Source organism: Streptomyces sp. NBC_01549 (assembly GCF_026339955.1).
Lineage (GTDB): Bacteria > Actinomycetota > Actinomycetes > Streptomycetales > Streptomycetaceae > Streptomyces.
The window spans coordinates 91188-103619 of record NZ_JAPEPW010000006.1; the positions used below are offsets into that span (position 1 = coordinate 91188).

The window sequence follows — 12432 nt, forward strand, 5'->3', positions numbered from 1 at the left end:
TCTTCGGTCAAAGACCAGGTCTTCTTGCTGTGCGTAGTGCGTCGCGTTCCTACCGGTGCTCGGGGTTTTCGTAGTCACGGCGGCAGCCGGCGTCCCAGGCGGTGCGCTGGTTGCCGTATGCGGGAATGCCACCGAGATCCTTCAACGCCCGGGCCAGGTGCAGCAGGTTCCAGGTCATGAAGGTGGTGTTGCGGTTGGTGAAGTCGTTCTCCGGACCGCCGGAGCCGGGGTCGAGGTACGAGGGGCCGGGGCCCGCCTCGCCGATCCATCCGGCGTCCGCCTGGGGAGGGATGGTGTAGCCCAGGTGCTGCAAGCTGTAAAGGACGTTCATGGCACAGTGCTTGACGCCGTCCTCGTTGCCGGTGATCAGGCAGCCGCCGACGCGCCCGTAATAGGCGTACTGTCCGGCCTCGTTCAGCAGGCTGGAGCAGGAGTAGAGGCGTTCGATCACCTGCTTCATCACGGAACTGTTGTCGCCCAGCCAGATAGGGCCGGCCAACACGAGGATGTCGGCCGCCAGGACCTGCTGGTAGAGGTCCGGCCAGGCGTCCGTCTCCCAGCCGTGCTCCGTCATATCGGGCCACACACCGGTGGCGATGTCGTGGTCCACCGCCCGTACGACATCAACGTGCACTCCCTGCGCATCCATGACGGCGGTGCTGCGGTCGATCAGTCCCTGGGTGTTGCTCGATTCCGGCGAGCGCTTGAGAGTGCAGTTGATCACCAGAGCACGCAGGTCGTCGTACCGGGCCGGCGGTGCATCGGTGGCGGGCGGCAAAGCGGTCACACGGTCCTCCCAGAGCCCCGCCGCCGCACGGTGCGCGGCGGCATGTCCACATCTGGATCCAGCGTGCGGGCCGACCGTCGCAGACGCCACCACTACGCCTCCGAATGCGGGTACTTGTCCGAGTCACGTCGCCACGACTGGCCGAACGATTCGTGGATCTTCCGCATCCGATCCAGCAACGGGCTGGACCCTCGGGGGTGGAAGACCACCAGCTCTCCGCAGATCGCGCCAGTGCCATAGGCGTCAAGGAACGCCTTGAAGTCGCCTGGCAGCGCCGAGCCGACATAGCCCTCGACCTCGGCCCAGTCATCAGGGGATGGGTGCCGGACCGGTGGCGGGCCGAGCAGTTGCACCAGGTCACCCAAACCCGCCATACGCCCCACCTGTTTGATCGTCGGTTGTCGGCGTCAAACCTAGTCAGACGCGGCGGCGGTGATCAAGGGAAAGCGGGATCGGCAGCCATCCCCTCCGAGTCATTTCACGACGTTGACCGCTCGCGACTACGACCAACAAAGCTCACAGGCAGCGAAGTTCAGAGAAGCAGGCGTGTTCGTGGATGCAGGAGGTGCCGAACGTGCGGCCGCATGCTCCGATGGAGACTTTGCGCCGCTCAAAGTGGCCGAGGAACTCTTGCCATTCCTCGTCGGTGGGGACCCGGTATTCCTCGCTCGGGCAGAGGGACCTGCGGCGGCCCAGGAAGGCCATGTGCGCCTGGATCGCCTCTTCGGGGTAGACGCGGCCTGCGGGAGGCGATCGTGCCGCTCGGCTACAAGGGCAGCTACCAGCGCGTCCGCGCCTCTTTGAGCCCAAAGCGCACTTCACCGCAGCCAGTAACGGCACGGCCGCCCTCGCCCTGGGCGGTCGCCGGGTGGATCCTCAGCCGCCCGGAACCCCTTGCCGAGACCGAACAGCTCCGGCTCAAGACCGTCCGTGCCCACTGCCCCGAACTGGGCGCCCTCACCCGCCCTGTCCGCTCCTTCGCGACCATGCTCACAGAGCGTCAGGGCGAGTGCCTGCCGGACTGGCCCGACGCGGTCAGACAGGACGTCGGCCCTTTCGACGACGACGATGCCGCAGACTTCGCCATCGCTTTGGACGAGGTGGCAATGAAGGCACGCGAGAGTCTGGTCCGCAGCGCGCTCAAACGCGCCGCCGATACCACGGACCACCTCGGCACCCCGACGCCATGCTGGCTGTAGCCGCTGCTGCCCTGATCGTCGCGCAGTGTCCGGGTGGTGAACCGACCTGCCCGAACTACGGTCCTTCGGAACCAATGCCGAAATTGTCTGCCGACCTCAAAATGCTGGCCCTCGACGCCTTGGACCAGGTAGTCGCGGAGCCGTCCGAACTTGCCGAGCTATGGGACGAAGCCTCGAACGGTCCGAAACGGCGTCAGGTGATCAACCACCTGCATGACGTCCTCGACCCTCCGAACCCGCCGCAGGCGGATGCCCTCTTCGACATAGAACTGGTGGCTCAAAGTGACCGACCACACAAGCTGAGCCAGGACCCCTGGAAGTGAAGGACGCTTCCAGGGCCTTCGGGTTCTCCCGGGCAAAGTGCTACGACCTGGGGAGGCGCACACGACCTCCACCTCCGTCCACAGCGTGCCTATGTGGTCACGGCGCTAGCTGGTGTAGCCGGTCACGTCGCCGATCCAGGTGATGGAGTCGCCCGGGTCCTCGTCGGCGCCGTGGGCGGCGTCCCAGTACATCAGGGCGTTGACGTCGTCCCCGAGGTTTTCCAGGCTCAGGGCCAGGTTGCCGACGATCGTCAGCGAGGTGTCGGTGTCCTTGGTGCCGGTGCGGATCCACCAGTACTTGGCCTGGCTGTCGTTGGACTCGCCGATGAAGTACATCGGGTCCATCATCTCGAGCTTGCCGGGATGTCGCTGTCCAGCACGGTGCCGCTGGTGCCGCTGGTGCCGCTGGTGTCGTTGGCCAGGCTGTAGTCGGTGAAGTGCCGGGCCTCGGTGGTGTCGATGCCGAACAGGTTGTTCTCGCCGGCCGACAGGTCGAAGGCGTCGAAGGCCCGGGCGTCCTTGCCGCGGGCCCCCACGTGGTCGAGGTAGTCGGACCAGGTGAACGTGGCCGACGAACCGTCCCAGGCGATGAAGGTGTTGGAGGACAGGTAGGAGGTCCGCTCGGAGTCCGACAGGTCCGTCAGGTAGGTGGTGGCCGCCGGCTGAAGATAGGTCGCCAGCAGGTAGTCGTCGCAGTTGTCCGTCGTGATGGTGCCGTAGTCGTCCGCCGTCAGGCCGAGCGAGGCCTGGTACGTCTCAAACAGGGCCTTCAGGTCCGCGGAGACGTCCTGGTCGACCTCCTCGCCGGTGCTGAGCACGTTGGTGCCCCAGCACCACTCGTAGGCGCCGTCGGCGTTCTCCAGGTCGGTGATGGGGCACCAGGGCACCGGTGGCGTAGACCACGTCGTCGGCGTCGACAGCGCCGAGCTCACTGAGGTAGTCGTCGTACAGCGAGCTGGCGCCCCCGGAGGCTCCCAGCAGGGCCGACAGGGCGCCGCCGGCGCTGGTCCCGGCCGTGACGATCTTGTCGGTGTCGCCCGGAATGGTGCCCGCGTTGTAACGCACGTACCGGACCACGGCCTTGAGGTCCACGATCGCCGCCGGCGCGGTGCCGTAGTACTCACCGCTGGAGTTCACCAGGGTCCGGCCCCGCGCGCCCGGCTGCACCACGACGTACCCGGCCGCGAGTGCCAGTTCTCCCAGCGTGCCGCTCACGCCTGTCGCGGACGACACCGAGGAGGGGAGATATCCGCCGATCGCGTTGTAGAACAGGACCTCCTTGTCGCCGTCGTCCGTGGAGATCGTCGTCGTGATCTCGGTGTACGCGTCGGGGTCGAAGGGTCAGGGAGTCGGACGTGGTCGAGTTGGACGACCTGGTCGTGCCTAACGCGTACGCGTTGCTGGTGATCCCCGCTGCCGGTACGGCTGTGCGGCTGCGACGATTCCCTTGATCAGGGCTCTGCGCTTCATTTCGTGCCTCATTTCGTGTCTCCTCCGCGTGAGCTTCACGAGCGTTTATCTCGATCTCGGCAGCCAACTCAATTCGCGGGCGACATTATCGTCAACAATTTCAGGGATTCTTTTGCCAACCCATAGAGACTGCTCTAAGCCTGTGATTCTCGCGCAACTCATCGAACGAAATCGATCCCTGTCTGTGGGCAAGGAGGGCTGTGCATCTCCCACGAATCATCCCAGGCCCTTTGCCAACGTGATTGTTGACAGCTTTCATGCTCTGCAGAGCGGACACGCGATGCCATGGCCGGTTCTTCGTCAGACACAAGGCCGCGTGGCCCGGCACGGCCATTCACCCCCTCAGCAGGGGGCCACGTGTTACCGCACCTGGCGCCCGCCTTCGCCAAGGCCCTCGACACCAACGGCGACGGGACGCTGAGCGCGGCCGAGAAGACTCAGGACGCCAAGCGGATCAGCGCGGCGCTCACACTGCGGGCAGGCGGTCGCAAAATCTCTGCCACGCTCAACGAGACCACATACCCGGACCACGCGCTGCTAGCCGCCGCCGGAGGCTCCGTCACCCTCGACTTCACGGCCGCCGTGGCGTTCGGCACCACTCCTCGGCGCCTTCCACGCCCTGGCCCCCGGTCACGGCAAGGCTCTGCTCGCCTCCTATCGGGTCGGCGCCCAGAGCACACCCCGGCAGGCTGGTGCCAGCGCTCCAGGGCGCCAGCGGGGCCGCGATCCTGTTCCTGGGCACGCGGCTGTAGCAGCGCAGATGGCGGCAACGGGCGGCGGCAAACAGCCACGACCACAGTGACGTGCACGACCACAACCACCACGACCACAGTCGCAGCCACGGCGGGGGGCACCATCACCATCACCCGGCTGTCATGCCCACCCCCTTGCGCGGCATCGCCACGAAAGGCATGTCCGGGGGAATCATCCCCTGCCCCGAGGCACTGACGGTCCTGCTGCTGGCCATCGGCCGGGGCCGCACGCTCTGGGCCTGACCATGATCGCCGCGTTCAGCCTCGGTCTGGCCGGCGTCCTGGTCGGCCTGGGCCTGATCATGGTGAGCCCCCGCACCAGCCTTGCTGGTCTCCGTCAGCGTGGGTCCGCCCAGCTGGTGCAATGGCTGCCCATGGTCTCCGCGGCCGTCGTGACCGTGCTCGGTCTCGTCATCACGGTCGACGGCATCGGCGGGTTTGCCGCCTGAACGGTCCACGGTGAACGTGGCCGTCTTCCCGTCCCCTCGTTCCACCTCGACGGTGTCGCCGGCTTTCATCGTCTTCGGCTTCTTGAAGACCGCGTCCGCACCGCTCCAGGTCACATGTCCGGCGATCACCGCGGGCCCTTGGGACCCGGGGGTGGTGCCCGGTTCGTACCAGCCCGCCAGATCAGGGTTCTGCGCTCGCTGGACACGCCGAGGGGAGGGGATGACGACCCGCTGCGGCACCGTTCTGGCCGGGAGGGCCGACCCGCGTCGCCCGCCGCCGGACATCGCCGGCCTAGGACCTCAGCGACACCCACAGCACGGTCGCCGTCCGGACGCCGCCCCACCCGTAACGCTTGATCTGCTGGCTCAGTCCGGGCCGATGGCAGTCTCGAGCGCGCCAACGTGACCCGGCAGCCGTCCCCGCAGAACCGCGATGCCGCCCAGCACATGCTCGGCAACTCGGTCGCCGTCTGCCTGGACGGCAAATCCACAGCGGCCGCCGTCGCCTCCTCGATCGTGGACGTCACCGGCCCGGTCCCCATTCTCAAGCGTGCGGGCGCGATCAGCGCCGAGGGCCCGAGCACCGTGATCCCCGACCTACGGGACTGCTTCCGACCCGGCCTGGTGAGGGAACAGGGTGGCGCACCCTGCCTGCGGGAGTCACCCGTTCGGCGGGCGTCGTGAGCGCAATCGACTCGTTGGGGACAGCGTGGCCGTGCACGGTGAACAGCATGCAGGCGGCGCGCCAACCAGTGGCAACTACTCTTACCAGAGAGACCGGAATCGCCGCGCGCTGAGGCTGCGGCTAGAAGCCACAGCCTCAGCGCGTCTGGGCGTGCCCGAAGCGCGACAGTCCCCGGCCCGTGGCCGCCGCACCCGCGCCTGGTGTGGCGAACCCCTGCGGTGTAGTACGCAGTGTCTGGACGTAACCTGCGGCCATGGCTGACACCCCGCACCTGACGCCGTCCGAAGCCCTCGACCTGCTGCTGGCCGGCAATCAGCGCTTCGTCGCGGGCTCCCCACAGCACCCGAACCAGGACGCCGCGCGCCGCGCCGCAACGGCACCCGGCCAGCGCCCGTTTGCCGTGCTCTTTGGCTGCTCCGACTCACGCCTGGCTGCGGAGATCATCTTCGACAGGGGTCTGGGCGACCTTTTCGTGGTCCGCACCGCAGGCCACGTGGCCGGGGCTGAGGTGCTGGGCAGCATCGAGTACGGAGTGAGCGTCCTGGACTGCCCGCTGGTCGTCGTGCTGGGCCACGACTCGTGCGGCGCCGTCGCGGCGACCCGTGCCGCCCTGACTGACGGCCTGGGCGCCACCGGATACGTGCGCGACGTCATCGAGCGCGTCACGCCCAGCGTCCTGGCCGCCCGCGCCGCCGGGCTCACCCAGGAGGACGACATCATCGCCGAGCACATACGGCACACTGTCGACCTCCTCCTGGACCGCTCCCGGGTACTCGCCGACCAGGTCACCACCGGACGGACGGCCGTGGTGGGCCTGTCCTACCGGCTGGCCGACGGCAGTGCCCGCCTCGTCACCGCCCGAGGTCTTCCGACCGACGAAGCTGCCCCAAGCCTGGGCGCCTGAGCGGAGAGGGAGCGGCGCGGCTGCCCTGCCAATGAGTGCTGGTGACGACCGCTGCGGTCGTAGGCTCCTTCGGTCGGCCGGAGGCGGTGGTGCCAACCCAGCCGCCGTTTGACCGGCACCGGAGCCCTCTTGCTGGAGCACGGCTGCGCCGAGGCCGAGCGGCTGGGACCGGTTCGGCTTCCGGCGGAGATGCCGGTGCCGGCCCGGCCGGGCGGCCTGTTCCACTCGTGCGGGGCCTGGACGTGCGTGGTGCGGCGGGCCCGCCGCACCGGCTGCTGGTGCGGGTGTTCGCGGTCACGTAGGTCATCACGGCGGTGCCGAGCCTGGTGGTGTCCGCCATTCCCGCTCGGCCGGAGGCTCCCGTGTCCGGCAAAAGAGCACGGTTAAGGGCACGGTTCAGGCAAGTACTCCCACCACCACCGCAGCCACGACCGTGAGCGCAGCGACCGGCACTATGACCATCCGTAGCCGAACCAACCGGCCAGCGATGCCATGGCCCGCGCCCGTCGACGAATGCCGCTGCTCGCTGCGCATCCCCAGTAACGCACCGCACCAGAGGCAATCGCTGCCGGGGTCGTCCAGCCAGTAGGCGCCGGTGAGTTGAGCGAAGACCACACCGGGCTCTTCATCCTTCGCCGCGTTCATGCCGGACCAACGACGAACGCCAGCGAGCGGCCACGGTCTCGAACCAGCTCGTGTCCCCTCCGCCGCCGCATCGTGACCAGCCGGCACCAAACCAAGCCAAGCCAAGCCAAGCCAAGCCTCTGGATCATCGCCCGGCGGGAAAGCCCGGGTGGCTTCGTTCGCCTTCAGCGGCAGCGTTCGTCGGAGGGGTCAGCAGCAGTTGGCGACCAGTGTGCGAATGTCCAAGACACGTGCCGCCAGCGTCGTCAGGGCACATGCGAAGCGGCAGTAAAGCCGTGCCCCGCCTGCGTACTCTGCCAGCGGGCCGCTGCTTGACCTGCGTGGATACAGGCGCAGCCATACGGCCCTGCACTGACGTCTTGCTCCTCTCCAGAGCCCGGCCGCTGGAGCGCGCGTAGATTGGAAGTGCAGGCAGCCGCGCTCGCATGCTACGGAGAGCGCGTGATGACAGCGGACACTGATTTCACGGCATTCTTCGACGCCACACCAAGCCCGTACCTAATACTGGACACGGACCTGGTAGTCCGCTACGTCAATACGGCATACCTGCAGACCACCGGCCTGACCAGAGACCAGCTGATCGGAAAGTACTTCTTCGACGCCCTGCCGGAAAACCGCGACCGCGGTCAAGGTACTCATCGACACCCGCAGCAGACTGATCATCTACAGCAGCGCCGGACACCCACCCCCCGTCCTGCTCCACTCCGACGGGACCTGCGAACTGCTGGACCAAGCGACCGATCCGCCGCTCGCCGCCCGCCCCCACCATGTCCCCCGCCCCCAGGCCGGCCTGTCCTACACCCGAGGGGACACCCTCGTGATGTACACCGACGGTCTCATCGAGCGCCGCGACGAGGACATCGACGCCAGCCTGGCACGCCTGACCACAGCCCTGGCTAAGAGGGCTTCTCGAAACCGAGTGTTGGGTTGGGGGTTCCGTACGGGTGTGCTGTTCAGGTGATTGTGGCCGCGTGGGGGCATGAAGGCAGGGCCTCTCGGTAGCACAGAGGGTGTCTACGCCACTGCTCACCGGGAGGCCCTGTTGCCGCAGTTGTATCTGTCTGCTGCGAAAGAGTCCATTTGGGACACCCGGGCGTGCGACTGCTTCGCCCACACGTACGGCAACGCCGCGGACAATCCGTCCGGCGGGCACGGCTATCCGACCGACATGAGGGACGCGGAGTGGGCGGCGGTCCGCGACATGATCCCGAAGCCCGCGTGGGCCGAGGGCCGGGGTGGCCGGCCGGAGGAGTACTGCCACCGAGACATACTCGACGCGATCCGGTACGTGGTGGACAACGGCGTGAAGTGGCCTGCGCTGCCTGCCGATTACCCGCCGTGGAAGGCGGTGCACCGGTTCTTCACCCGCTGGCGCAAGCAGGGGCTGATCGGCGAGTTCCACGACCGGCTCCGCACCGCGACCCGTGAAGCGGAGGGCCGGGAGGCGGAGCCGACGGCAGGAGTGATCGACTCGCAGTCCGCGAAAGGCACATCCACCGTCGAGGCCGCGACCAGCGGCTATGACGGCGGGAAGAAGATCAAAGGGCGCAAGCGGCACATCGTGGTGGACACCCTCGGCCTGATCCTCGCGGTCATGGTCACCCCCGCCTCGACGGGGGACCGGGACGCCGCCCAGAACCTCCTGGCCCAGGCCACCACACGGCATCACCGGCTCAGACGCGTGTGGGCGGACAGCGGATACACCGGCATGCTCGTGGGCTGGTGCGCGACCGCCTTGAACCTGATACTGACCGTCATCCGCCGCAGCGACGACCACAAAGGCTTCGTCGTGCTGCCCAAAAGGTGGATCGTCGAGCGGACCTTCGCCTGGCTCACCCGCTCCCGGCGCCTCGCCCGCGACTACGAGCGGCTGCCCGCGTCGTCGGAAGCGATGATCCTGTGGTCGATGACCATGGTCATGACCCGCCGTCTCGGCCATCACCGCAGGCGAACCGGCCCGGTGCCGGCTCGTGCGCCCATCCCCGCGCAACGAGTCGCTTGAGCCTGCACCGCACGCCCTCGATCTTCGCCGGAACCACATCCAACCCCAACAAGGCAGTGATCTCACGGCAGTTCAGTGGCTGACCGCCGGTGACGCGGCGTTCGGCCAGCAGGCCCATGACCTGCTGATATTCCGGCGCCAGCACCTCGGCCGACAACCCCTCTCGCCAAACCGGAACCAGCGACCCGGGCTTCACCGCCGACGGCGTCCTGGCCTTGTTCTCCTCCGGCGTCTTCCCCGCCACAGCCTCCTGGCCTGCGGTCTCACCCGCGTCCCACACCTCGCCGACTCGCCTGCGGGCGATCAGCCACTCGTCCCACTCCGACTGCGCCGCCTCCAGTTCGGCCTGCAACTCCTCCACCCGCTGCCGGGCCGCACGTTCCCGCTCCTCCAGCCGCCCCAACACCGACGCCATCACACACCTCCAGCACGCCACCTCCACGGACGCACCGGACCTACCTCACCCGCCCCGGCATCACGCCTGAACAGCACAAACTCAGCCACCACACTCGGTTTCGAGAAGCCCTCTAAGGGCAGCGCCCTCGCCCCTGAGCAGCTGGCCGACGCACTGTTGGCCCGTCTCGACGTCACAGGGGGTGCCGCCGACGACATCGCCCTCATCGTCATCCGCCTATGACCCTACGCGGCCTCTCGACAGCTCTCTCGACAGCTCACCGCACACGGCGGATACGTTTGGACACTTTCTAGAACCACTGAACTTGAAAGCGTGATGTCGGACTGCCGGAAGCCACCTCAGTAACGCGGCTCACTCGGGGTCCGCTTGGCAGCTTTGCCATTCCCCATAGGGTCGTCAGGCCCTCGCGTTGTCCGTCGTCCGTGGGAAGAAACCGTGACCATCGCCGCTCGTCGCATCACCACCATCAGGAGCTCGCCCTCGACGGGAACGGGCCGACCCCCGCCGACGAGGACCACGCCCCGCCGCTACTGCTGACCCGCGGTTGGCTGACCGCCGCCGCGGGCGAGCCGGCCGCCGCGATCCGGTTGGTGTCGCCTCTGGTGCGCTCGGCCCACGCCGAACGCGACGCCTGGCCCTGGAAGCCGGGCTGGCTGCCGATCCTGGCCAGGATCGGCGTCGCCGACGACGACGCGGTGTTCCTCGAAGAGGTGCAGTCGCTGGCAGAGACCGGCGCGGCCAGGAATCCCGGCGTGGCCAGTTTCGAAGGCATCGCGGCACACATCCAGGGCGTGGCCGGGCGAGACGGTGACCTGCTCCGCCACGCCGTCGACGTCTTGGCCACCGGACCCCGTCCGCTGCTCCTGGCCGGGGCGCGAGAGGACCTGGGCAAACACCTGCTCGGCGAGCAGCAGCGTGCTGACGGGATCACACAGCTGGACCAGGCCTGGGACGCGTATCGGCAGTGCGGCGCGGTCGGCCCGATGCTGCGCGTCCAGCAGGCGCTGCGCAAGGCCGGCGTCCGGCGCGCCGGTTGGGTGGCCGCCGAGCCCGGCACGGCAGTCGGGTGGGCGGCCTTGACCGAGGCCGAGCGCACGGTGGCCCGCCTCATAGGCACGGGGTACTCCAACAAACAAGTCGCCGCCGAGCTAAGGGTGTCGACGAACACGGTCGGCACCCACGCCCGGTCCATCTTCGCCAAGCTCGACGTACGGTCCCGGGCCCAGCTGAGCAGCCAGTACCACGCCCAGATCATGGGAGAGTGAAGCGCGGCCGGGTCTCGCCCTGAGGCGCCGGACCGCGTCAGGCTGATCCGGCGCGGTCCGGCGCCTTGTCCGCGAAGGATGGGACGAGGACCGTCTGAGGGGGCCGGCGCTTCGCCTCACCTGTTCGCGTGATGGCGAGGAGCTCCGTGTGGTGATGACCTTGGTGCAACCTTGCGGATGAGGGCCGGTCGCGGCGTCCGCGGGCGGCAGGAGGAGGTTGTCCGTGAGCGATCAGCGTGACACAGCACAAGCAACTCGCGGACGTGCCAGCGGGGTTCGGTCCTCAGCGGTCCACCTGATCGTGCTGCCCGGTGGCGGTTATGCGGCGCACGCGGCGCACGAAGCGGAACCGATCGCCTCATGGCTCTCTGGGCTGGGCTTGTCGACCAGCGTCTTCCGGTATCCGCTGAACGTGCGGCATCCCGCGCCCCTTCTGGCGTTGCGTACTGAGATCCGGCGTCGACGCGAGCAGGGGGCTGACCGTATCGGAGTGGTCGGCTTCTCGGCCGGCGGACATCTTGCGGGGTTGGCGGCCCTGGCACCGACCGATGACCCACGCGAGTCAGTCCAGTTCGCTGTCCTCGGCTACGCGATCACGTCGATGGAGACCGAGACGTACCGGCCTTCGCGGATGATCCTTCTGGGCGAGGACGCCTCGCCGGAACTGCGCCGCGCGACCTCACTCGATGCGTTGGTGACCGCGGCGTCGCCGCCCTTCTTTCTCTGGCACACCGCCGAGGACATCTACGTCCCGCCCGAGCACACCTACCGCCTCGCCGCGGCCCTGGCCACGCACGACGTCCCGCACACCGCGCACGTGTACGCCCACGGCCCTCATAGCCTGGGACTCGCGGAGGGCGCCGGCGACGCGGCCACGTGGACGAGGTTCGCGGCGTCCTGGATCGCCGAACAACTCCGCCCCGCCCCCTGACCGCAGCCCTCAATTGTTCGGGGGAGGAAACGGAAGCGGTGACCGGAAGAGGATTCACATGTTCCTGGTGCCGAAGCGGGGCGTCGTCGTGGACGCACCCCCGAACCTGGAGAAAGGCTGATCGCGGGCAAGGGCGGCTGGCACCCGCCGGGAAACCTGTTCATCCACCTCCTCTTCTCCCCGCATGTGCCCGCATATTTCGACGCCATGGACCACATGCTCGAGTACGACTTCGAATCCGTCGTCCCATGTCCGACTCCCCCAGCCCCACGGCCGTGTTCGTACTCGGCGTGTTCGCCGACGCGTCCGGGTTCGGTGGGGTGACATGTGAGCCGGCCACCGTCGGCTACGACGTCTTCAGCGAGGCCACCGCTAGGGACCCGCATGTCTAGGTCCTGGTCTGCATCACCCCCTTCGAACCCGCTGTCAGGGAGAGCGCCGGCCGACCCATCAGCGAGTTCCCCGGCAGTGCTCGGGCTTCGACCGTCCCCGCCCGCCCACCCCGCCTCACCTGTTCACGTGATGTCGAGGCCGGGGGACGCGGTGATCTGATTGAAGCAGACCTTGGCATGACAACTCGGACGACCGCACGCATGCCTCAAGGA

At 67.9% G+C, this 12432-nt stretch carries 14 protein-coding genes and 5 pseudogenes; 11 read left to right on the forward strand and 8 right to left on the reverse strand.

The window, feature by feature from the left end; translation table 11 throughout:
* Nucleotides 1–49: 49 nt before the first annotated feature.
* Together OG819_RS56575 and OG819_RS56580 are read right to left on the reverse strand one after the other, a co-directional pair.
* Entirely contained in the window at nucleotides 50–787 is a 738-nt protein-coding gene (locus tag OG819_RS56575) for a flavodoxin family protein (RefSeq protein WP_266638379.1), read from the reverse strand.
* Between the two features lie 92 nt (nucleotides 788–879).
* Nucleotides 880–1161 carry a hypothetical protein gene (locus tag OG819_RS56580; RefSeq protein WP_266658028.1) on the reverse strand — a complete coding sequence of 94 codons (282 nt, stop codon included), beginning with the start codon at nucleotides 1159–1161 and terminating at the stop codon, nucleotides 880–882.
* Nucleotides 1162–1542: 381 nt separating this feature from the next.
* On the opposite strand from OG819_RS56580, the gene OG819_RS56585 reads away from it, so the two are divergent.
* Both OG819_RS56585 and OG819_RS56590 read left to right on the forward strand, forming a co-directional pair.
* The gene (locus tag OG819_RS56585) at nucleotides 1543–1986 is read left to right on the forward strand and encodes a DUF4259 domain-containing protein (RefSeq protein ID WP_266658030.1); all 444 of its coding nucleotides are present in this window, start codon (nucleotides 1543–1545) and stop codon (nucleotides 1984–1986) included.
* On the forward strand, nucleotides 1974–2309 hold the full coding sequence (locus OG819_RS56590) for a DUF4259 domain-containing protein (RefSeq protein ID WP_266658032.1): 336 nt from the start codon (nucleotides 1974–1976) through the stop codon (nucleotides 2307–2309). The genes OG819_RS56585 and OG819_RS56590 overlap by 13 nt, the downstream gene beginning before the upstream one ends.
* 105 nt (nucleotides 2310–2414) lie before the next feature.
* Here OG819_RS56590 and OG819_RS56595 read toward each other — a convergent pair whose 3' ends face one another.
* The 3 genes and pseudogenes from OG819_RS56595 to OG819_RS59035 all read right to left on the reverse strand — a co-directional run.
* Nucleotides 2415–2645 (reverse strand): hypothetical protein, encoded by a 231-nt coding sequence (locus OG819_RS56595; RefSeq protein WP_266658034.1) that lies wholly within the window; start codon nucleotides 2643–2645, stop codon nucleotides 2415–2417.
* A gap of 8 nt (nucleotides 2646–2653) precedes the next feature.
* Nucleotides 2654–3196: a hypothetical protein gene (locus OG819_RS59030; RefSeq protein WP_323139500.1), complete on the reverse strand. Its 543-nt coding sequence runs from the start codon at nucleotides 3194–3196 to the stop codon at nucleotides 2654–2656.
* Between the two features lie 40 nt (nucleotides 3197–3236).
* Nucleotides 3237–3623 (reverse strand): annotated as a pseudogene (locus OG819_RS59035) (Tat pathway signal protein); the annotation flags it as partial.
* Nucleotides 3624–4776: 1153 nt separating this feature from the next.
* Between OG819_RS59035 and OG819_RS56605 the strand changes: the two are divergent.
* The gene (locus OG819_RS56605) at nucleotides 4777–4980 is read left to right on the forward strand and encodes a hypothetical protein (RefSeq protein WP_266658129.1); all 204 of its coding nucleotides are present in this window, start codon (nucleotides 4777–4779) and stop codon (nucleotides 4978–4980) included.
* A 9-nt stretch (nucleotides 4981–4989) separates the two neighbouring features.
* Here OG819_RS56605 and OG819_RS56610 read toward each other — a convergent pair.
* A pseudogene (locus OG819_RS56610) lies at nucleotides 4990–5265 on the reverse strand (sortase); the annotation flags it as partial.
* Between OG819_RS56610 and OG819_RS56615 the strand changes: the two are divergent.
* Together OG819_RS56615 and OG819_RS56620 are read left to right on the forward strand one after the other, a co-directional pair.
* A pseudogene (locus OG819_RS56615) lies at nucleotides 5217–5580 on the forward strand (L-threonylcarbamoyladenylate synthase); the annotation flags it as partial. The pseudogenes OG819_RS56610 and OG819_RS56615 sit on opposite strands and share 49 nt — an antisense overlap.
* Before the next feature lie 338 nt (nucleotides 5581–5918).
* Entirely contained in the window at nucleotides 5919–6569 is a 651-nt protein-coding gene (locus tag OG819_RS56620; RefSeq protein WP_266658038.1) for a carbonic anhydrase, read from the forward strand.
* A gap of 396 nt (nucleotides 6570–6965) precedes the next feature.
* On the opposite strand, the gene OG819_RS56625 is transcribed toward OG819_RS56620, so the two are convergent.
* Entirely contained in the window at nucleotides 6966–7214 is a 249-nt protein-coding gene (locus OG819_RS56625) for a hypothetical protein (RefSeq protein WP_266658040.1), read from the reverse strand.
* A 444-nt stretch (nucleotides 7215–7658) separates the two neighbouring features.
* On the opposite strand from OG819_RS56625, the pseudogene OG819_RS56630 reads away from it, so the two are divergent.
* The 3 genes and pseudogenes from OG819_RS56630 to OG819_RS56640 form a co-directional block, all read left to right on the forward strand.
* A pseudogene (locus OG819_RS56630) lies at nucleotides 7659–7835 on the forward strand (PAS domain-containing protein); the annotation flags it as partial.
* Nucleotides 7834–8112, forward strand: a pseudogene (locus OG819_RS56635) (PP2C family protein-serine/threonine phosphatase); the annotation flags it as partial. The pseudogenes OG819_RS56630 and OG819_RS56635, both read left to right, overlap by 2 nt.
* Nucleotides 8113–8256: 144 nt before the next feature.
* Nucleotides 8257–9216 carry an IS5 family transposase gene (locus tag OG819_RS56640; protein WP_266657206.1) on the forward strand — a complete coding sequence of 320 codons (960 nt, stop codon included), beginning with the start codon at nucleotides 8257–8259 and terminating at the stop codon, nucleotides 9214–9216.
* Here the strand turns inward: OG819_RS56640 and OG819_RS56645 are convergent.
* Nucleotides 9131–9631 (reverse strand): hypothetical protein, encoded by a 501-nt coding sequence (locus tag OG819_RS56645; RefSeq protein WP_266657208.1) that lies wholly within the window; start codon nucleotides 9629–9631, stop codon nucleotides 9131–9133. The two genes, OG819_RS56640 and OG819_RS56645, sit on opposite strands and share 86 nt — an antisense overlap.
* A 422-nt stretch (nucleotides 9632–10053) precedes the next feature.
* Between OG819_RS56645 and OG819_RS56650 the strand changes: the two genes are divergently transcribed.
* From OG819_RS56650 to OG819_RS56660, 3 genes are all read left to right on the forward strand, one after another.
* Nucleotides 10054–10896 carry a helix-turn-helix transcriptional regulator gene (locus OG819_RS56650; protein ID WP_266658042.1) on the forward strand — a complete coding sequence of 281 codons (843 nt, stop codon included), beginning with the start codon at nucleotides 10054–10056 and terminating at the stop codon, nucleotides 10894–10896.
* Nucleotides 10897–11119: 223 nt separating this feature from the next.
* Nucleotides 11120–11827, forward strand: coding sequence for an alpha/beta hydrolase (locus OG819_RS56655; RefSeq protein ID WP_266658044.1), 708 nt, complete (start codon nucleotides 11120–11122; stop codon nucleotides 11825–11827).
* Between the two features lie 248 nt (nucleotides 11828–12075).
* Nucleotides 12076–12219, forward strand: coding sequence for a hypothetical protein (locus OG819_RS56660; protein ID WP_266658046.1), 144 nt, complete (start codon nucleotides 12076–12078; stop codon nucleotides 12217–12219).
* The last annotated feature ends 213 nt before the right edge of the window (nucleotides 12220–12432 follow it).

Excerpts from the sequence above, each read along its gene's own strand:
- OG819_RS56580 (WP_266658028.1), bottom strand. The coding sequence starts at position 1,161 with ATGGCGGGTTTGGGTGACCTGGTGCAACTGCTCGGCCCGCCACCGGTC.
- OG819_RS56590 (WP_266658032.1), top strand. The coding sequence starts at position 1,974 with ATGCTGGCTGTAGCCGCTGCTGCCCTGATCGTCGCGCAGTGTCCGGGT.
- OG819_RS56595 (WP_266658034.1), bottom strand. The coding sequence starts at position 2,645 with ATGTACTTCATCGGCGAGTCCAACGACAGCCAGGCCAAGTACTGGTGG.
- OG819_RS56605 (WP_266658129.1), top strand. The coding sequence starts at position 4,777 with ATGATCGCCGCGTTCAGCCTCGGTCTGGCCGGCGTCCTGGTCGGCCTG.
- OG819_RS56620 (WP_266658038.1), top strand. The coding sequence starts at position 5,919 with ATGGCTGACACCCCGCACCTGACGCCGTCCGAAGCCCTCGACCTGCTG.
- OG819_RS56625 (WP_266658040.1), bottom strand. The coding sequence starts at position 7,214 with ATGAACGCGGCGAAGGATGAAGAGCCCGGTGTGGTCTTCGCTCAACTC.
- OG819_RS56645 (WP_266657208.1), bottom strand. The coding sequence starts at position 9,631 with ATGGCGTCGGTGTTGGGGCGGCTGGAGGAGCGGGAACGTGCGGCCCGG.
- OG819_RS56660 (WP_266658046.1), top strand. The coding sequence starts at position 12,076 with ATGTCCGACTCCCCCAGCCCCACGGCCGTGTTCGTACTCGGCGTGTTC.